A 16,728-nucleotide genomic window follows, 5' to 3' on the forward strand; every position below is an offset into this window, starting at 1 on the left:
CTCAGTCATCTGCCGACCGCCGGGGAAAGTTTCGGCTCAGGAATAGTCAGTCGCATCACGATCGCATCAACGCCATCAGGCTGGTAGTAGTGAGGCCGCACAGCGATCCGTTCAAAACCGAGCGAATCATAAAGGCGTTGGGCGGCAGGGTTGTCGTCACGCACCTCCAAGAAGAGCTCACTTGCCCCGCGATCGCGAGCCTCAACCATGAGCGCGTGCATCAGGGCACGACCGATACCGTGGCGTCGAGCATCCGGTGCGACAGCAATAGTTTGGATGTCCGCCTGCCCGGAACGGAACGGCGCACGCAATCCTGCATAGGCCGTCACTTGCGTGGGATCCCCTACCGGGTGTGCGACAAGGTAATAGCCGTGGTTGTCGACAATCTCTGCCGCCATCATGTCTCTCGACCACGCGTCATTGGCGAACTCGCTCGACTCGATAATCATGATGGCGTCAAGGTCGTCTGGGGTAGCGCGGCGCAATTGCCAGCTCATGCGGTTACTCGTTTCGGTCCTGCGGAAAGACTGATGTCAGGCGAGCGCAAGTAGAGCGCTTCGTGGCCGGCGAACTCGCGTCCGTTTGCCTTCAGTAGTTGCGCCAGTTGAGCCAGTTGTGCTGCGTGTACTGGTGCTGCTTCGTGCACGGCATAACGTTCATAGTGCGGCACATGATCGGCCAATTCGGCGGCAGGGGCCAGCGCTGGGCCAGCGACGCGGATCGGCAACCCCGCGTCATCCGTTCCCGCATAGGTCGACCAGTAGAACTCTTTGCGCCTCGCGTCAGTGGCGATGAGAGTTGGTGCGGTTTCGCCGAGCGCGATGGCATCGTGGGTGACCACCGGGTAAAGCGGGAGACCGGCCCCAAACGCGAAAGCGCGGGCTGCGACGATTCCCACGCGGAGCCCCGTGAAAGGACCGGGGCCCATCCCCGCGACGACACCGGTTAGGTCGGTTACCGAGAGCCCGGCATCGGCGAGGCAACTATAAACAAAATCGCCGATGACTTCGGCGTGTTTGCGGGTGTCTGCAGAGTCGCACGCGGACCGGACCACGCCGGTCGCATCGACGATGGCAACGCTGGTGCCCGCTGATGTATCAATTGCTAAGAACATCAAGCCACCCCATTTCTGCCCACTTGGCACCATGACCGGTCACGGTGACGGTGCGTGGTTCAACAGCTTCTTCGGAAAAGTCGTCGCCAGCGTCGCGTTCACGACTGGCTGTGGGCGCGGTGCCTGCTGTGGGCTCGGTACCTGCACCGGTTGGGCGAACAATGTCTACGTTCAACCACGATGGGCTGACCCCATCGAGCAACCCTGCGCCCCATTCGACGACGACAATGGATGCTTCAAAATCAATGTCGAGGTCATCGAGCTCGACCGCACTACCCAGTCGGTAGGCATCAACGTGTACGAGCGGCGCTAGGTCGGCTGCTGCATCAGGATTAGAGGCCACTTCGCCTGCTTCGAGCCTCGGGTGCGTGCGTGCAAGAACAAAAGTGGGGCTCGTTACGGTGCCGCGGATGCCTAACGTCTCACCTATCGCTCGAGTGAGGGTCGTCTTTCCAGCACCGAGTTCGCCGTTGAGGAGAACAAGGTCTCCGGCTCTCAGTTGCCCGGCGATCGCTGCCCCTAGTTCAGCCATCCGTTCGGGGGAATCAATTGTTAGCGTTGTCACTGCTCGTACCTGCGCACCACACGCTGCCCGATGCGCGTCACAATTTCGTAATTAATGGTGCCAGCCGCTGTCGCCCAGTCCTCGGCGCTGGGCACCGTAGTCGGCGCTCCGTCCGAACTCGAGATGGAGCTACCGAACACCACGGCCCGATCGCCGACGGCAACCGGGGTGTCTCCCATATTGACCACGATTTGATCCATCGCTACTCGCCCAGCGATGTGGCCGGTTACCCCATTGATGGAGACGGGGCCGCGATTGGATGCCTGGCGCGGAATGCCATCGCCATAGCCCAGGGCCACTAGGGCCAAGTTGGTATCGGTCTCGCAGCGGAAATCGAATCCATACGAGACACCTTCACCTGCGGCAGCCCGTTTCACCGACACGACAGGGGCGCTGAGGGTCATCGCTGGCACCAGACCGAGAGCTGCGGCATCCACGTCGTTGGCTGGGGTCAGTCCGTACGTGCTGATTCCGAACCTCACAAGAGTGAAGCGGGCGTGCGGGTACTTGATTGCGCCCTCAGATGCCGCCAAGTGATGAAATTCGGGTCGTAATCCAACCGATTCTGCTAGGGCAATGGCGGCTGAAAAATGTTCTATCTGTTTGGTGTCGTTTGCGGTGCCCGCGTTCGCAAGATGGCTCCAGATGCCCCGGACTTGGATGCGACCGGCCAGCTCGTGGGCAACCGCCTCCTCAAAAAATTGCTGCCAGTCGCCGAGAGCCGCACCATTGCGATGCAAACCGGTATCGACTTTGAGGTGCACGTTGGCTGTTCCGGATGCCGAGGCAACTTCTGTGAGCTGTGCGGTGCTACTGATCCCGAGTTCGATGTTCTTGCGGATCGCTTCGCTGAAAGCGGCCCCAGGCTGATGCAACCATGCAAGGAGCGGGGCATCAATACCGGCGTCTCGGAGAGCGAACGCTTCGGTCAGGTCCGCTACCCCGAGCCAGTCTGCACCGCCGGCGAGCGCTGCTCGTGCGCTCTCAACGGCGCCATGGCCGTACCCATTCGCCTTCACTACTGCCATGACTTTGGCGGGGGCAACGAGCGCGCGTAGGACTTGCATGTTGTGGCTGATCGCGGCGGCACTGATGGTTGCGAGGCGTAGATCAGTCATGGTGCGCCTCCGCGACAACGTAGGCGATCGCGATGCCGGCATCGTGGCTCATCGAGAGGTGCACGGAAGTGATTCCTCGGCGCTCGGCAATTGTCTTTGTGGAGTTGAGCAGTTCAAAGGACGGATTCCCTAGGTGATCTGAGACGACACGCATGTCGTGCCAGGTGACACCGGTTGAATCGCCCAACGCCTTTATGAGCGCTTCCTTGGCGGCGAAGCGGCCGGCTAGCGAGCGCAGCGGGCGAGCCACGCCATCCTTGAGCTGTTCGCTCTCAGAGAACAGGCGAGAGGTGAGGGTCGGCGTGCGCTGCAAAGCACGCTCGAAGCGTGCGATGTCAACGATGTCCACACCGATCCCCACAATCACGGTGAGACCTATTCGACGGTGACAGACTTCGCGAGGTTGCGAGGCTGGTCGACGTCGAGTCCCTTCGCTGCTGAAAGCTCCATACCAAAAATGTGCAACGGGATGACGGCTAGCAACGGCTCAAAGAACGAACCCGCTAGCGGAATCGGGATGACCTCATCGGCGAACGGCAACACCGCGGCGTCACCCTTTTCAGCGATAGCAATAACGCGGGCACCACGAGCACGGATCTCCTGAATGTTGGAGACAACCTTCTTGTGCAGCGAATTGGGGTCACGCGGGCTCGGAACAATTACGAAGACAACCTGACCGGGCTCGATGAGCGCGATCGGACCGTGCTTCAACTCTCCAGCAGCGAAGCCCTCGGCGTGAATGTAGGCCAGTTCCTTGAGCTTGAGGGCACCCTCGAGCGCGATCGGATAACCCACGTGGCGGCCGAGGAAAAGAACCGACTGAGTGTCTGTCATCCAGTGTGCCAACTGCTTGATCGACTGTGAAGTGACCAAAACCTCAGAGATCTTGTCTGGTACGGCCTGCAACTCGGCAACATTTTCACGAATCGCTTCCTCGCTGAGCGTTCCGCGAACACCCGCGATGTGCAGTCCAATGAGGTACAGCGCCGTCACCTGAGCGACGAACGCCTTTGTGGATGCCACAGCGACCTCGGGGCCAGCATGCGTGTAGACGACAGCATGCGACTCGCGGGGAATCGTTGCGCCGTGCGTGTTGCACACCGAAACGACTTTTGCCCCGGATTCCATGGCGAACTTCACTGCCATGAGGGTGTCCATGGTCTCGCCAGACTGGCTGATCGAGATAACCAACGTGCGATCGGTGAGAATCGGGTTTCGGTAGCGGAACTCGTGCGCGAGCTCAACGTCGACGGGAACGCGCGACCACGCCTCAATGGCGTACTTGCCGAGCATTCCGGCATAGGCAGCGGTTCCGCATGCGATAACAACAATGCGGTCGATGTTGGCGATAACGTCATCACCAAGCGGCTCAAATTCGGTGAGCTTAACAAGCCCATCCTGAACACGGCCCAGAATTGTGTTGGCTACGGCATCAGGCTCTTCGCTGATTTCCTTAGCCATGAAGCTAGACCAGCCGCCCTTCTCTGATGCCGAAGCATCCCAAGCGATATCGAACTCTTCGACCTCAACACGGTTGCCATCGAAGTCAATAACGTCAACAGAGTCCGGACGAATCGTAACAATCTGGTCCTGGCCAATAGCGACGGCACGACGCGTGAACTCAACGAACGCTGCAACGTCTGAGCCGAGGAAGTTTTCACCATCACCCAAGCCGATGACCAACGGTGAGTTGCGACGAGCGCCGACAACAACGCCAGGCTGGTCCTCATGAACGGCGAGAAGAGTGAACGCTCCCTCTAGGCGAGCAACAACCCCACGCAGCGCCGCAGTGAGGTCGCCAGTCTTCTCGTATTCGCGACCGACGAGAATTGCTGCAACCTCAGTGTCAGTTTCGCTGGCAAAGGTTTCACCCTCGGCAAGCAGCTCGTTCTTCAGCTCAGAGAAGTTTTCGATGATGCCGTTGTGAATAAGCGCGAGCTTCGAATCGCGGCTCAAATGCGGGTGCGCATTGACGTCCGTCGGGCCACCGTGGGTAGCCCACCGGGTGTGCCCGATGCCCGTGGCACCGTTGCCGAGAGGGGCTTCGGCTAGGTCATCCAGCAGCATCTGAAGCTTGCCAGCACGCTTGCGCGTACCCAGCACCCCCGCGTCGTCAATAATGGCGACACCTGCGGAGTCATAGCCCCGATATTCGAGACGTTTGAGACCGCCGAGGAGAACCTCAAGGCTTTTTTCGTTACCGACGTAACCGACAATTCCACACATGGAAACGAGTTTAGTTGCCCAAGCTGGGTATCCGCGCGCAGATAGGATGAACCCGATGCACGAACATAGCTCCGCACACGGTCAAATCTCTCCTTTTCTCGAAATCGATCGGAGCGATTGGAGCGAGCTCGCGCCAAAAATGAAAGTGCCCCTCACACAAACGGAACTCATTGAGCTCCGCGGGCTCGGAGATGAACTCGACCTCACCGAGGTCTCGGAGGTCTACCTCCCCCTTAGCCGTCTGCTCAATCTTTATGCAGAAAATGCTCAGAGGCTCCACGCCGCAACCACTCAGTTCTTGGGCGCATCCACCACCCGAACGCCCTTCGTGATCGGCGTTGCCGGATCAGTAGCCGTGGGAAAATCCACCATTGCCCGACTGTTGCGCGAACTGCTCTCCCGTTGGGATGGAACGCCCAGGGTCGAACTGATCACAACCGATGGCTTCCTTCATCCGAACGCCGAGCTCGAACGCCGCGGCATCTTGGAGCGAAAAGGGTTTCCCGAAAGCTACGACCGCCGTGCCCTGCTTCGCTTCGTCAGCAAGATCAAAGCGGGCGAGCCAGAAGTACGAGCACCGTTTTACTCCCACCTCGCCTACGACATCATCCCCGATGCGGGTGTCGTAGTCCGCAAACCAGACGTACTCATCGTCGAGGGGCTCAACGTCCTACAACCCCCAACACCGGGCAAAAAACTCGCCGTCAGCGACCTCTTCGACTTCACGATCTATGTGGATGCCCGCACGAGCGACATCGCCCGCTGGTACGAGGAGCGCTTCCTTCGTCTCCAGCGCGGAGCGTTCAGCAATCCGCGCTCGTACTTTCACCGCTTCGCGGACCTCAGCGAAAGCGCAGCCCGGGCACGCGCGCAACAGGTATGGAAGCTCACAAACGAGCCAAACCTTATCCAGAACGTTTTGCCTACCCGGCCGCGCGCATCACTGATTTTGCGCAAGGATGCGAATCACGCGGTGTCGAAAGTGCTGCTGCGCAAGACCTAATAAGGCCGCGCGGTAACTACGAACATCATTGCGCTAGCGCGGCAACTCGCAGTATTTCGCAGGTCAATCGTGACTAGGCGCCGAGTTGAGCACGCACGACCGCGGCAAGTCGCTCCGCCATTTGTTGAGCGATCTCTTGGTGCTCTGCTTCTACCATCACACGAACCATCGGTTCGGTTCCCGAAGCGCGAAGCAAGACTCGGCCGGTATCGCCCAACTCGGCCTCAACCTCAGCAACGGCGTCGGCGATTACGGTGTCTGATCCCAGCGAATGATGATCAACGCCTCGAACATTTTCGAGCACCTGAGGGTAAACGGTCATCACCGAAGCCAATTCGGCAAGCGTCTTACCCGTTCGCTCCATCTCAGCAACAAGGTGCAATCCGGTTAGGATGCCGTCACCGGTCGTCGCAAACTTAGTCATGATGACGTGCCCAGATTGTTCACCACCAAGCGATAGGCCGTGCTCACCGAGTGCTTCAAGCACATAGCGATCGCCGACCTTAGTTTCGAGCATCGTGATATTGTGCTCGGCCATGGCACGACGAAGCCCCAAATTGCTCATTACTGTAGCAACCAGTGTGCGGTCATGAAGCACACCGCGCTCAGCCATCGATACGGCCAGAATCGCCATGATCTGATCGCCATCGACGACCTTGCCATCTTTGTCGACGGCGAGGCAGCGGTCGGCGTCGCCGTCGTGAGCGATTCCGATATCGGCACCGTGTGAGAGCACCGCTGCAGCAAGATTGTCTAGGTGAGTTGACCCAACTCCGTCATTGATATTGATGCCATCGGGGTCAGCACCAATGACGGTGACTTTGGCACCGGCATCCGTGAATACCTGTGGCGAAACTCCTGATGCCGCACCATGAGCGCAGTCGAGCACTACATGGATGCCGCCGAGTTGGTTGGGGAGTGTCGACAGCAGGTGCACGACATAGCGGTCTTCAGCATCGGCGAACCGCCGGATGCGACCCACTTCTATGCCTGTGGGCGCGAGGCTCGGGGCTGCAAGCGCTGCTTCGATTCGGTCTTCGACCTCGTCGGGAAGTTTTGTGCCGCCCTGACCAAAGAATTTGATTCCGTTGTCTGGGGCGGGATTATGCGACGCGGAGATCATGACTCCGAGGTCGGCTTTGAAATCGGCAACGAGGAACGCTGCTGCCGGGGTGGGAATTACTCCGGCGTCGAAGACATCGACACCTGAGCTCGCGAGCCCCGCGGATACTGCGGCAGAAATGAATTCGCCGGATACGCGGGGGTCGCGTGCAACAACTGCAACCGGTCGGCGGCCTGAAGCGCGCCGACCATCAGCAACCCGGCCTTGGCCCAGAACGACTGCTGCCGACTGAGCCAAGCCGAGCGCAAGCTCGACAGTAAGATCGCTATTCGCGAGTCCGCGAACGCCATCTGTACCAAAAAGACGTGCCATACGTTGCCGCTAGCAGGGAAAGCGGATTAACGCTTCGAGAACTGCGGAGCCTTGCGGGCCTTCTTGAGTCCAGCCTTCTTACGCTCCTTGACGCGAGCGTCACGGGTAAGGAAGCCAGCCTTCTTGAGGATCGCACGGTTGTTCTCTTCGTCGATCAAGTTGAGCGAACGAGAGATACCCAAACGCAGCGCGCCGGCCTGGCCGGAAGGGCCACCACCGGTGATGCGTGCGATTACGTCGTAACCACCGAGCAGGTCAAGGACCTTGAACGGGTCGTTAATGAGCTGCTGGTGAAGCTTGTTGGGGAAGTACTCGGCGAGCTCACGGCCGTTGACCGTGATGGTGCCCGAACCGGGAACGAGGCGCACGCGGGCAATTGCCTGCTTGCGACGTCCAACGGCTGCACCGGGAACGGTGAGTACGGGGCGAGGCGCAGCAGGCGCCTCGGTTGCTGCCGATTCAGTCGTGTACGACTCGGGAGCACCCTCGGTGATTGAATCTTCGATCTTGGCCACAGTAATAAGTCCTTAAGTCTTGGCTACGTAAAGCGCGGGCGCTACTGAGCGACCTGGGTGAGGGTGTACGGAGTTGGCTGCTGAGCAGCGTGAGGGTGCTCAGTGCCTGCGTAGACCTTCAGCTTGGAGAGCTGAGCGCGACCGAGGGAGTTCTTGGGGAGCATTCCACGGACTGCCTTTTCGACGGCGCGCGTAGGGTGCTTCTCCAGCATCTCGGAGTACGTGGTGGCCGTGAGTCCGCCCGGGTAACCGGAGTGGCGGTAGGCCTTCTTCTTTGCGAGCTTGGAGCCGGTGAGGGCAACCTTCTCAGCGTTGATGATGATGACAAAGTCACCCATGTCCATGTGAGGAGCAAAGGTTGCCTTGTGCTTTCCACGGAGCAAGATGGCTGCGTGGCTGGCGAGACGGCCGAGAACGATGTCGGCGGCGTCGATGATGACCCATTCCCGCTTGACGTCGTCGGGCTTGGGCGAATATGTACGCGTCACAATAGTGCTGCTTTCATTGATCGAGTGAGGTGTTCGTGAATCCCGCTCCGATGGTTGTTTCAGAAGAAACAATTCAGGTGGAGGGCTCATGATCGGATGCCGCGCTCTTATAGCGCAGACACCAAGGGTCAACAATAGCGGAACTTTGGCTACGCAGCAAACACTCCGCTGACGCTAGTCCATCGGATCACGGTGCGATCGGGTGAGTTCTGCGCGTGCCGCCAGACCCTCGTCCGGTGGATAGCCGACCTCGACGAGCGTGAGTCCTTTCGCCGGCATGACCTTGTACTCGCTCCCCTTCGATCGTTCATCACGAATCTCGAACGGACGAGCAACATCAAGCTTGCCCTGGCCAACGAAAACGCCAGCACCAACAAGCGATCGCACCATGCTGTGGCAAAACGCGTCAGCACGCACCTCGGCAACGATAATTCCTTCTTCATTGCGTCGCCAACTGAAATGTTCAAGCCACCGGACCGTTGACGCACCCTCGCGCGGCTTACAATATGCCGCCCAGTCGTGGAGCCCCAGTAGTTCCTTTGCCGCAGTGTTCATGGCATCGACATCGAGCGTCGCGGGATACCACACCGTGTGGTTTCGATAGCGCGGGTCCCGCGGCGACTCATTGTCAGCGATGCGGTACTCGTACCGACGCCACAGCGGAGAAAAACGTGCGTCGAAGCCTTCAGCGGCAATCTCAGAGCTCGAGACATGGATATCAGCTTCGAGCCCGGCGATTCCGTTGATACGCCGGGCCAACGATGCTGGCCCGTCATAACGCTTTCCGCCCATATTCCCCCGACGTGGCCGATCAAGGCTGCGGAGCTGGGCATCAGTCAGATCAAGGTGAGCGACCTGCCCGCTCGCGTGCACCCCGGCATCCGTTCGACCGGCAACGACGAGGGAGGGGATCACCCCGAAGCGGCGAAAGATCACGCCGAGTGCGTCTTCAATTGTGCCCTGAACGGTGCGGAGAACTGGCTGCTTTCCCCACCCAAAAAAGTTTGTGCCGTCGTACGAAATATCGAGTCGCAGACGGGTCATCTGAGGATCAAGAACGTCACCATTGTCGGTGTGAGCAATCGGCTGATCCATTAGTCAATCCTATTTCACGAAGAAAACCCCGGCCCGCACGAGGCGGAACCGGGGTTTTCTCTAACGAAGAAAGTTACTTCTCTTCTGCAGTCTCTGCAGCAGCGTCCTCAGCAGGAGCCTCAACGGCTACGTCTTCGGTTGCGACTTCTTCGACGGGAGCTTCCTCAACGGCGGGCTCTTCTGCAGCAGCCTTGGGCTCAGCCTTGGCGGCGGCCTTCGGCGACTTCTTCTTCGGTGTAACGGGCTCAAGAACGAGCTCCATCTGAACCATCGATGCGTTGTCTCCCTTGCGGAAACCAAGCTTCGTGATGCGGGTGTAGCCACCATCGCGGTTCTCAACCTGCGGTGCAATGACCGTGAAGAGTTCGTGGATGACAGTCTTGTCGCCGATGATTCCGAGCGCGCGGCGACGGTTGTGCAGGTCACCCTTCTTCGCGAACGTGATCAGGCGCTCAGCAACGGGACGCAGGCGCTTGGCACGCATTTCCGTTGTCTTGATGCTCTTGTGAGTGAACAGGGCTGCTGCCAAGTTGGCGAGCATGTGGCGCTCGTGCGCCGGTCCACCGCCGAGACGCGGGCCCTTAGTAGGTGTAGGCATTTTCTAATTCTCCAGTGTCAAAGGTTCGAGCCAGTGGCTCAAGCGTTGGTCTCGTCGTCGGCGTATCCGCCGTAGAAGTGCGCGCTGTCGAATCCGGGAACGCTGTCTTTCAACGACAGTCCCATTTCGACAAGCTTGTCGCGTACTTCGTCAACCGACTTCTGACCGAAGTTGCGGATGTTCATGAGCTGGGTCTCCGACAGAGCCACCAGTTCACTTACGGTGTTGATGCCTTCGCGCTTGAGACAGTTGTAGCTGCGCACCGAAAGATCAAGATCTTCGATCGGCATGCTGAGCTCGGTCGAAAGCACGGCGTCAACCGGTGCTGGACCAATCTCAATACCCTCAGCTGCAGTGTTGAGCTCGCGAGCGAGTCCAAACAGCTCGGTCAAGGTACGACCGGCTGACGCGATGGCGTCACGTGGGGTGATTGCCGACTTAGTTTCGACATCAACAACGAGACGGTCAAAGTCAGTGCGCTCACCGGCACGAGTTGCCTCGACACGGTAAGTGACCTTGAGTACTGGCGAGTAAATCGAGTCGACCGGAATTTGGCCGGCTTCGCTAAATTCGCTGCGGTTCTGCGTTGCGGTGACGTAACCACGGCCACGCTCGATCGTCAGCTCAAGTTCAAACTTGGCCTTGTCATTGAGCGTTGCGATGACGAGTTCAGGGTTGTGAATCTCTACACCGGCAGGCGCAGAAATGTCAGCAGCCGTGACCTCACCAGCGCCCTGCTTGCGCAGGTAAGCGGTGATGGGTTCGTCGTGCTCGCTGGAAACGACGAGGTTCTTGATGTTGAGGATGACCTCGGTGACATCTTCTTTAACACCGGCGACGGTGCTGAACTCGTGGAGTACGCCGTCAATACGGATGCTGGTGACAGCTGCTCCGGGGATCGACGAAAGAAGGGTACGACGGATGGAGTTTCCGAGGGTGTAACCGAAACCGGGCTCAAGCGGTTCGATAACGAACCGTGAACGGAATTCGGAGATGTTCTCCTCAGCAAGGGTGGGACGCTGTGCAATGAGCACTGGTGATTCCTTTCGGCAAAGTGTCCGCTATATGACACTTGTGGGCGACGGGTGGCTGGCCCGACGTTGTATTGAGTTGTGCGCTGGAGCGGTGAGCGAGGGCCACAACGGGCCCTCGCCACGACGCCAGCACTAGCTAGTTACCTAGCTAGTACGGCGTGAAACTAAACGCGACGACGCTTGGGCGGACGGCAACCGTTGTGCGTCTGCGGTGTTACGTCGTTGATCGAACCCACTTCGAGGCCAGCAGCCTGCAGCGAACGGATCGCAGTTTCGCGACCTGAACCCGGTCCCTTGACGAAAACGTCTACCTTCTTGACACCGTGCTCCTGAGCCTGGCGCGCAGCCGACTCAGCGGACATCTGTGCTGCATAAGGGGTCGACTTGCGCGAGCCCTTGAAGCCGACGACACCTGACGATGACCAGGCAAGTACTGCACCGGTGGGGTCAGTGATGGTGACGATGGTGTTGTTGAAGGTTGACTTGATGTGAGCCTGGCCCACTGCAACATTCTTCTTTTCTTTACGACGCGGCTTACGAGCGGCCGATTTTGGTGCTGCCATTGTTTTCTCCTAAAACTTTGATGGCGACGACGCTGGGAATGAACCCAGGGTCTATCGGGCCTTCTTCTTGCCGGCTACGGTGCGCTTCGGGCCCTTGCGGGTACGAGCGTTGGTCTTCGTGCGCTGTCCGTGAACGGGCAGTCCCTTGCGGTGACGGATACCCTGGTAGCTGCCGATTTCAACCTTGCGGCGAATGTCTGCTGCGACCTCACGGCGAAGGTCACCTTCTACTTGGAAGTTTCCTTCGATGTAGTCACGAAGGGCGATGAGCTGGTCATCGGTGAGATCGTGAACGCGGATTTCTCCGCTGATTTGTGTGTCGGCGAGGGTTTTGAGTGCCCTCGTGCGGCCAACACCGTAAATGTAAGTCAGTGCGACCTCTACACGCTTGTCGCGTGGGATGTCGACGCCGGCTAGACGTGCCATAGTGGCTTCTCCTGTTAGTGAGTGGAGGTCTGTAGCAGCACCTGTGCACCGGCCTCCAACCGGTGGTGTCCCTGCTTCTCGCTCTCGTAAGTTGCAGATCTGGTGTTGCTATTTAGCTGTATTTAGTTGTGTGCCGCGACGATTTCTCGTCGCGCGCGGTGCGATCTGTTCGCGGAACCTTAGCCCTGGCGTTGCTTGTGACGCGGGTTCGACTTGCAGATAATCATGACGCGACCGTTGCGGCGAATAACGCGGCAGTGGTCACACATGGGCTTGACGCTGGGTGCTACCTTCATAGTTTTTCCTTGTGAATCGCTGTCGTCGTTCCACTTGTCCTGCAAAGGAACAGTGGACGTTACTTTCCAGCGCTCGTTACTTGTAGCGGTAGGTGATCCGGCCGCGAGTCAGGTCATACGGGCTCAACTCGACAACCACACGGTCTTCCGGAAGGATTCGAATGTAGTTCTGTCGCATTTTGCCGGAGATATGAGCAAGCACTACGTGGCCGTTACTTAGCTCAACACGAAACATCGCGTTGGGCAGAGCTTCAACTACTGCTCCTTCAATCTCAATGACACCGTCTTTTTTGGCCATAGCCTCTTCGTCGCTATAAGTGGAGTTCGCTGGTCTGCGTGGATTGTGGTGAGTGACTTTCGAAAAAATCTAGGCACGAAAAAATAGGCCTGAAACACCAAAGATCAAGCCTACGCTAATCCCGGGCGTTTCGCCAAGCTGGGGCTAAGATTGCGCCTTCACAGTTTCAACGGCATCCCCATAAAGCGGATCCCCCTCGTGCAAGTCCATAACCTTCGCCACGAAATCCTCGGCGGAAAGCGATGCGCGCAGCTCCAGCATCCTCACGCTCTCAGGATCGCCGGCGACATCAAACTGAAGCGCTGCACCCACGGCACGCAATAATGCGCTTGGTCTGGTGCCCGCTGCGGCAAGCACTGCCGCGGGGCTGATGAAGCGTTCGTTGCGCGAAAGCTTTCGTAGTGGGCTACGCCCAACTCGTTCTGGAGTATCCGGCAAGTATTGATTACCGAACCGTCGGATGCAGGTGCTCACGTACGCCGCATGGTCGGCGGCATCGAACCCATGCTTTGCGATAAGCATTTGGCTGGTCTCAGCCAGAACGGCGTCGACTTCGGCAGCGACCTCAGCGATCGCCATCGCCGCAACCAGGGTTTCCGCCCCTCGGACATGGCCATGGTAGGCGAGCGTCGCATGACCCGTATTCACCGTGAAGAGTTTCCGCTCGATGTACGGCTCAAGATCGGTCACGAAATGAACGTCGGCAATCTCCGGAACACTGTCGCCGAATGGTCCGCTTTCGATGGCCCACTCAAAGAAGTCTTCAACGGTAACGTCAAGCCCTGCCGCTGGGTCCTGCGCTGGCACGATGCGGTCGACAGCAGTGTTGGCGAAGATTGCCTTGGCGGCCAAGATCTCCGCGTTGACAGAAACAGCAATTTCAGCCCGCAGGATGTTCGTTGCATAGAGCGCGTTCTCACATGCCAACACGTGCAATGGTGCTCGGTCTGCCGATCGCGCCTCGATTGCTTGTGCGATGAGCGGCGCTACGAACTTGAGAATGTTGGGACCAACAGCCGTGGTGACCATGGCGGCGGTGGCGATCTCCTCGACCACGGCTGCTTCATGGGTTGCACTGTTGAGTGCCCGAAAGTTATCGACGGTCCACGTGTGGGGCTCTGCGCCAACTTCGTGGACTTGATAGCTGTCAGCCGAGGCGAGGCGGTCGATGAGTTCTGCCGCGACATCCGCGAACACAATCTCGTAGCCCGCTTTGTGCAAAATCAATCCGACAAAGCCGCGACCGATGTTTCCTGCTCCAAAGTGAACGGCCTTCATGCGTTGTTCAATTCGCTGAGCAGCGAGAGGAGCTCTTCTTTGCTCGAGGCGTCGATGAGCTTCTGCACTTCATCGTTGTCGCTAAAGATTGTGGCAACAGCGGCGAGGGTGTCCATGTGGCCACCGTCTTTTCCAGCGATGCCGACAACGAAGCGAACCTCGTTGCCATCCCAATCGATGGGATCCGCGTACCGCACGAACGAGAGCGCAGACGACAAGATCGTGTCCTTGCCCTCGTTCGTGCCGTGCGGAATGGCTAGGAAGTTGCCCATGAAGGTTGAAGTCAACTCTTCACGGGCCTTCATGAAGCCAAGGTACTCGGGCGTTACCGCACCAGCAGCGATGAGAATCTCGGCCGCCTCAGCGATCGCTTCCTCTTTAGTGCGGGCGGTGCCAGCCGCTGTGATCTGGTCTAGCTCGAGTACCTTGCTCATGATGTCTCCTGTTACTTGCCAACCATGTTTACGACTTCATCGTATTTCGGACTGTTCATGAAGTTATCAACAGAAACATGGATTGCGCCGGGAACCTTCTGCTGAGCGCGTTCCGTGAGCTTGTCCTGAGTGATGACGAGGTCCTCAGTGCCATCAAGGTTCGCGATCGCCTTATTCGTGACGTTGACGCCTTCGATGCCAGCCTTAGCGAACTTGTTGCGCAGAACTGTCGCGCCCATGGCGCTCGAACCCATACCGGCGTCGCAAGCGAAGACCACATTCTGGATCTTCGTAGCGGTAGCCGTTCCGGCAGCGGCACCAGCAGCTGCGCCGGTTCCGAGCAGGTCGCCTACCGAGCTGTCGCGACCCTTGTTGGCAGCGTTCTTAGCAACGGCTGCAGCAAGTGCATCGTCGCCGTTAGCCATTGCCTCGAGGTCACGCTTGCGACCGGCACGGATGATGACGGCAGCGACGGCAAACGACACTGCAGCCGAGAAGACAACCGACAGCAGAACGCCAACGATGCTTCCCGGAGGCGTCTGTGCAATGACCGCGATGATCGATCCCGGGGATGCCGGAGCACGCAGACCGGACTGGAAGATGACGTTCGTAAGAACACCAGTAGCTCCACCAGCGATCGCCGCAACAACGAGAAGCGGCTTAGCCAGTACGTAGGGGAAGTAGATCTCGTGAATACCGCCAACGAACTGAATCAGGATCGCGCCGGGAGCGCTCGCGCGCAGCAGACCGACACCGAAAACAACGAAGGCAAGCAGGATCCCGAGGCCGGGGCCAGGGTTTGCTTCGATGAGGAAGAGGATCGACTGTCCCTTGTCCAGCGACTCAGCGGTACCGAGCGGCGTAAAGACACCGTGGTTGATCGCGTTGTTGAGGAAGAGGATCTTACCCGGCTCAACGAAGATGCTCGCGAGCGGCAGCAGGCTGTTGTCAACGAGGAAGCCAATGATGCCTTCGAGCCCCTTGCTAATCGCGGTAACGATCGGCGCAATCAGGAAGAACGAGGCAATCGCAAGCAACATAGCCACAATCCCGGCGGAGAAATTGTCGACGAGCATTTCGAAGCCGGGACGAATCTTTCCCGCCCACAGCGCGTCAATCTTCTTCATGACCCAAGCCGAGCTGGGACCAACCAGCATCGCACCGAGGAACATCGGAATGCCGGCACCGACGATGACGCCGACGGTAGCGATCGTTGCGACAACTCCACCTCGGGTGCCGTAGACCATGCGTCCACCGGTGTTAGCGATCAACAGAGGGAGTAAGTAGACGATCATCGGCCCGACAAGACCGGTGTTCGTTACTTCAGGATCGAGACTCCAACCACCGAGCTGTTGAACCCAAACCGGGTCGATGCCGAGCAGCGGCAGCCAACCAGTCTGAATGAATAGTGCGGTGATGAAGCCCCAGGCGATGAATGCCGCAATATTGGGCATCACCATTCCACTGACGAAGGTTCCAAACTTCTGGACTCCTACGCGTGCACCGCCTGTCGAGGCGGTCGTAGACGACGTTGTCATTTTTTACTCCGATATCTGTGATGTTGGGATACTGCGAGGGAAGCGACCGAACACGACTAGCTTTCGTCGTGATCGGTACTGAGAATTTCGGTGAGTTCCGCAATGATCGCGTCGGCGCCTTCGCCGTCTGCCGCAATTGTGACTTCGTCACCGTGGCTGACGCCGAGCGAAATGACGCTCAAAATGCTGGCAGCGTTGACTGACTTGTCACCCTTTGAAATGGTGACGGCAATCCCGGATGCTGCGGCCGCTTGCGCAAAGAGCGACGCCGGACGGGCGTGAAGCCCATGCGATGACGCAACCTGAAGAGTATTTTCAGCCATGATTTCTGCTTTCTGTTGTTGCGTGAGGGAGAGAATCGAGCAGGTCGAGCGCAATGTCAGCGCCCGCGGCAGTGAAACTCAGCATGGGTAGCTGCAGCGCAGTCGCGCCGATTAGTTCTGCTGCGGCTTTCGCTTGCTCAAAGAAGTCAGTGACGTGCGCACTCACCAAGACGACATCCACCGAAGTCAACGGCATGCTCAAAGCCGAGACGCTAGCCGGAATGAAAGTGTGTTTGATGCCGCGGACGGCCGCTTGATTGCGAAGAGCATGCGCCAAGAAAGTACTTGATGCACCTGCACCGCACACAACCAGCACTGATGACATGTTGTCGCCTCCTTGCGAGCACCACTCGAACTCTTTCCAGTCTCTATGGTGGCGTG

Annotated in this window: 22 protein-coding genes; 1 reads left to right on the forward strand and 21 read right to left on the reverse strand. The window is 58.5% G+C overall.

Annotated elements, in window-relative coordinates; translation table 11 throughout:
- Positions 1-5 precede the first annotated feature (5 nt).
- From rimI to glmS, 6 genes are read right to left on the reverse strand one after another with little or no spacing between them, the layout of a single operon-like run.
- A complete protein-coding gene (gene rimI / locus AC061P_RS11545) occupies positions 6-497 on the reverse strand; it encodes a ribosomal protein S18-alanine N-acetyltransferase (RefSeq protein ID WP_480391261.1) in 492 nt (163 codons plus the stop codon).
- Positions 494-1,114: a tRNA (adenosine(37)-N6)-threonylcarbamoyltransferase complex dimerization subunit type 1 TsaB gene (tsaB, locus tag AC061P_RS11550; protein WP_449647418.1), complete on the reverse strand. Its 621-nt coding sequence runs from the start codon at positions 1,112-1,114 to the stop codon at positions 494-496. Before tsaB ends, rimI begins: the two co-directional genes overlap by 4 nt.
- Positions 1,098-1,679, reverse strand: coding sequence for a tRNA (adenosine(37)-N6)-threonylcarbamoyltransferase complex ATPase subunit type 1 TsaE (gene tsaE / locus AC061P_RS11555; RefSeq protein ID WP_449647419.1), 582 nt, complete (start codon positions 1,677-1,679; stop codon positions 1,098-1,100). Before tsaE ends, tsaB begins: the two co-directional genes overlap by 17 nt.
- Positions 1,676-2,797, reverse strand: coding sequence for an alanine racemase (gene alr, locus AC061P_RS11560; RefSeq protein WP_480391262.1), 1,122 nt, complete (start codon positions 2,795-2,797; stop codon positions 1,676-1,678). The genes tsaE and alr overlap by 4 nt, the downstream gene beginning before the upstream one ends.
- Positions 2,790-3,164 (reverse strand): holo-ACP synthase, encoded by a 375-nt coding sequence (locus tag AC061P_RS11565; protein ID WP_449647421.1) that lies wholly within the window; start codon positions 3,162-3,164, stop codon positions 2,790-2,792. The genes alr and AC061P_RS11565 overlap by 8 nt, the downstream gene beginning before the upstream one ends.
- Before the next feature lie 8 nt (positions 3,165-3,172).
- Positions 3,173-5,023 (reverse strand): glutamine--fructose-6-phosphate transaminase (isomerizing), encoded by a 1,851-nt coding sequence (glmS, locus tag AC061P_RS11570; RefSeq protein ID WP_480391263.1) that lies wholly within the window; start codon positions 5,021-5,023, stop codon positions 3,173-3,175.
- Between the two features lie 46 nt (positions 5,024-5,069).
- Here glmS and coaA point away from each other — a divergent pair, with 46 nt between their 5' ends.
- On the forward strand, positions 5,070-6,026 hold the full coding sequence (coaA, locus tag AC061P_RS11575; RefSeq protein WP_449648205.1) for a type I pantothenate kinase: 957 nt from the start codon (positions 5,070-5,072) through the stop codon (positions 6,024-6,026).
- A gap of 73 nt (positions 6,027-6,099) precedes the next feature.
- Here coaA and glmM read toward each other — a convergent pair whose 3' ends face one another.
- The 15 genes from glmM to AC061P_RS11650 form a co-directional block, all read right to left on the reverse strand.
- Positions 6,100-7,461 (reverse strand): phosphoglucosamine mutase, encoded by a 1,362-nt coding sequence (glmM, locus tag AC061P_RS11580; RefSeq protein WP_449647423.1) that lies wholly within the window; start codon positions 7,459-7,461, stop codon positions 6,100-6,102.
- Positions 7,462-7,487: 26 nt separating this feature from the next.
- On the reverse strand, positions 7,488-7,976 hold the full coding sequence (gene rpsI, locus AC061P_RS11585) for a 30S ribosomal protein S9 (protein ID WP_449647424.1): 489 nt from the start codon (positions 7,974-7,976) through the stop codon (positions 7,488-7,490).
- 41 nt (positions 7,977-8,017) lie between these two features.
- Positions 8,018-8,464, reverse strand: coding sequence for a 50S ribosomal protein L13 (gene rplM / locus AC061P_RS11590; protein WP_343922643.1), 447 nt, complete (start codon positions 8,462-8,464; stop codon positions 8,018-8,020).
- 174 nt (positions 8,465-8,638) lie between these two features.
- Positions 8,639-9,559, reverse strand: coding sequence for a tRNA pseudouridine synthase A (locus AC061P_RS11595; RefSeq protein WP_449647425.1), 921 nt, complete (start codon positions 9,557-9,559; stop codon positions 8,639-8,641).
- A gap of 73 nt (positions 9,560-9,632) precedes the next feature.
- Positions 9,633-10,157: a 50S ribosomal protein L17 gene (rplQ, locus tag AC061P_RS11600; RefSeq protein ID WP_026037551.1), complete on the reverse strand. Its 525-nt coding sequence runs from the start codon at positions 10,155-10,157 to the stop codon at positions 9,633-9,635.
- Between the two features lie 38 nt (positions 10,158-10,195).
- A complete protein-coding gene (locus tag AC061P_RS11605; RefSeq protein WP_219950252.1) occupies positions 10,196-11,191 on the reverse strand; it encodes a DNA-directed RNA polymerase subunit alpha in 996 nt (331 codons plus the stop codon).
- 164 nt (positions 11,192-11,355) lie between these two features.
- Positions 11,356-11,754 carry a 30S ribosomal protein S11 gene (rpsK, locus tag AC061P_RS11610; protein WP_009773100.1) on the reverse strand — a complete coding sequence of 133 codons (399 nt, stop codon included), beginning with the start codon at positions 11,752-11,754 and terminating at the stop codon, positions 11,356-11,358.
- A 51-nt stretch (positions 11,755-11,805) separates the two neighbouring features.
- On the reverse strand, positions 11,806-12,180 hold the full coding sequence (gene rpsM / locus AC061P_RS11615; protein WP_009773101.1) for a 30S ribosomal protein S13: 375 nt from the start codon (positions 12,178-12,180) through the stop codon (positions 11,806-11,808).
- A gap of 179 nt (positions 12,181-12,359) precedes the next feature.
- The gene (gene rpmJ / locus AC061P_RS11620; RefSeq protein WP_449647427.1) at positions 12,360-12,476 is read right to left on the reverse strand and encodes a 50S ribosomal protein L36; all 117 of its coding nucleotides are present in this window, start codon (positions 12,474-12,476) and stop codon (positions 12,360-12,362) included.
- A 76-nt stretch (positions 12,477-12,552) separates the two neighbouring features.
- Positions 12,553-12,774, reverse strand: a complete 222-nt coding sequence (gene infA, locus AC061P_RS11625) for a translation initiation factor IF-1 (protein WP_009773103.1) — start codon at positions 12,772-12,774, stop codon at positions 12,553-12,555.
- 144 nt (positions 12,775-12,918) lie between these two features.
- Positions 12,919-14,052, reverse strand: a complete 1,134-nt coding sequence (locus AC061P_RS11630; RefSeq protein WP_480391264.1) for a mannitol-1-phosphate 5-dehydrogenase — start codon at positions 14,050-14,052, stop codon at positions 12,919-12,921.
- The gene (locus tag AC061P_RS11635) at positions 14,049-14,486 is read right to left on the reverse strand and encodes a PTS mannitol transporter subunit IIA (RefSeq protein ID WP_449647429.1); all 438 of its coding nucleotides are present in this window, start codon (positions 14,484-14,486) and stop codon (positions 14,049-14,051) included. The genes AC061P_RS11630 and AC061P_RS11635 overlap by 4 nt, the downstream gene beginning before the upstream one ends.
- An 11-nt stretch (positions 14,487-14,497) precedes the next feature.
- Positions 14,498-16,024 (reverse strand): PTS mannitol transporter subunit IIBC, encoded by a 1,527-nt coding sequence (locus AC061P_RS11640; RefSeq protein ID WP_449647430.1) that lies wholly within the window; start codon positions 16,022-16,024, stop codon positions 14,498-14,500.
- Positions 16,025-16,080: 56 nt separating this feature from the next.
- Positions 16,081-16,347 carry an HPr family phosphocarrier protein gene (locus tag AC061P_RS11645; RefSeq protein WP_449647431.1) on the reverse strand — a complete coding sequence of 89 codons (267 nt, stop codon included), beginning with the start codon at positions 16,345-16,347 and terminating at the stop codon, positions 16,081-16,083.
- A complete protein-coding gene (locus AC061P_RS11650; RefSeq protein ID WP_449647432.1) occupies positions 16,340-16,672 on the reverse strand; it encodes a PTS sugar transporter subunit IIB in 333 nt (110 codons plus the stop codon). Before AC061P_RS11650 ends, AC061P_RS11645 begins: the two co-directional genes overlap by 8 nt.
- Positions 16,673-16,728 lie beyond the last annotated feature (56 nt).

This window comes from Rhodoglobus sp. G.S.4 (assembly GCF_056619605.1).

Bases quoted from the DNA above. Each gene is read 5' to 3' on its own strand.
- tsaB (WP_449647418.1), bottom strand. From the start codon at position 1,114: ATGTTCTTAGCAATTGATACATCAGCGGGCACCAGCGTTGCCATCGTC.
- rpsM (WP_009773101.1), bottom strand. From the start codon at position 12,180: ATGGCACGTCTAGCCGGCGTCGACATCCCACGCGACAAGCGTGTAGAG.
- AC061P_RS11630 (WP_480391264.1), bottom strand. From the start codon at position 14,052: ATGAAGGCCGTTCACTTTGGAGCAGGAAACATCGGTCGCGGCTTTGTC.
- coaA (WP_449648205.1), top strand. From the start codon at position 5,070: ATGAACCCGATGCACGAACATAGCTCCGCACACGGTCAAATCTCTCCT.
- rimI (WP_480391261.1), bottom strand. From the start codon at position 497: ATGAGCTGGCAATTGCGCCGCGCTACCCCAGACGACCTTGACGCCATC.
- AC061P_RS11595 (WP_449647425.1), bottom strand. From the start codon at position 9,559: ATGGATCAGCCGATTGCTCACACCGACAATGGTGACGTTCTTGATCCT.
- rplQ (WP_026037551.1), bottom strand. From the start codon at position 10,157: ATGCCTACACCTACTAAGGGCCCGCGTCTCGGCGGTGGACCGGCGCAC.
- rpsK (WP_009773100.1), bottom strand. From the start codon at position 11,754: ATGGCAGCACCAAAATCGGCCGCTCGTAAGCCGCGTCGTAAAGAAAAG.
- AC061P_RS11650 (WP_449647432.1), bottom strand. From the start codon at position 16,672: ATGTCATCAGTGCTGGTTGTGTGCGGTGCAGGTGCATCAAGTACTTTC.
- AC061P_RS11635 (WP_449647429.1), bottom strand. From the start codon at position 14,486: ATGAGCAAGGTACTCGAGCTAGACCAGATCACAGCGGCTGGCACCGCC.
- infA (WP_009773103.1), bottom strand. From the start codon at position 12,774: ATGGCCAAAAAAGACGGTGTCATTGAGATTGAAGGAGCAGTAGTTGAA.
- glmS (WP_480391263.1), bottom strand. From the start codon at position 5,023: ATGTGTGGAATTGTCGGTTACGTCGGTAACGAAAAAAGCCTTGAGGTT.
- AC061P_RS11645 (WP_449647431.1), bottom strand. From the start codon at position 16,347: ATGGCTGAAAATACTCTTCAGGTTGCGTCATCGCATGGGCTTCACGCC.
- alr (WP_480391262.1), bottom strand. From the start codon at position 2,797: ATGACTGATCTACGCCTCGCAACCATCAGTGCCGCCGCGATCAGCCAC.
- rpmJ (WP_449647427.1), bottom strand. From the start codon at position 12,476: ATGAAGGTAGCACCCAGCGTCAAGCCCATGTGTGACCACTGCCGCGTT.
- glmM (WP_449647423.1), bottom strand. From the start codon at position 7,461: ATGGCACGTCTTTTTGGTACAGATGGCGTTCGCGGACTCGCGAATAGC.
- AC061P_RS11640 (WP_449647430.1), bottom strand. From the start codon at position 16,024: ATGACAACGTCGTCTACGACCGCCTCGACAGGCGGTGCACGCGTAGGA.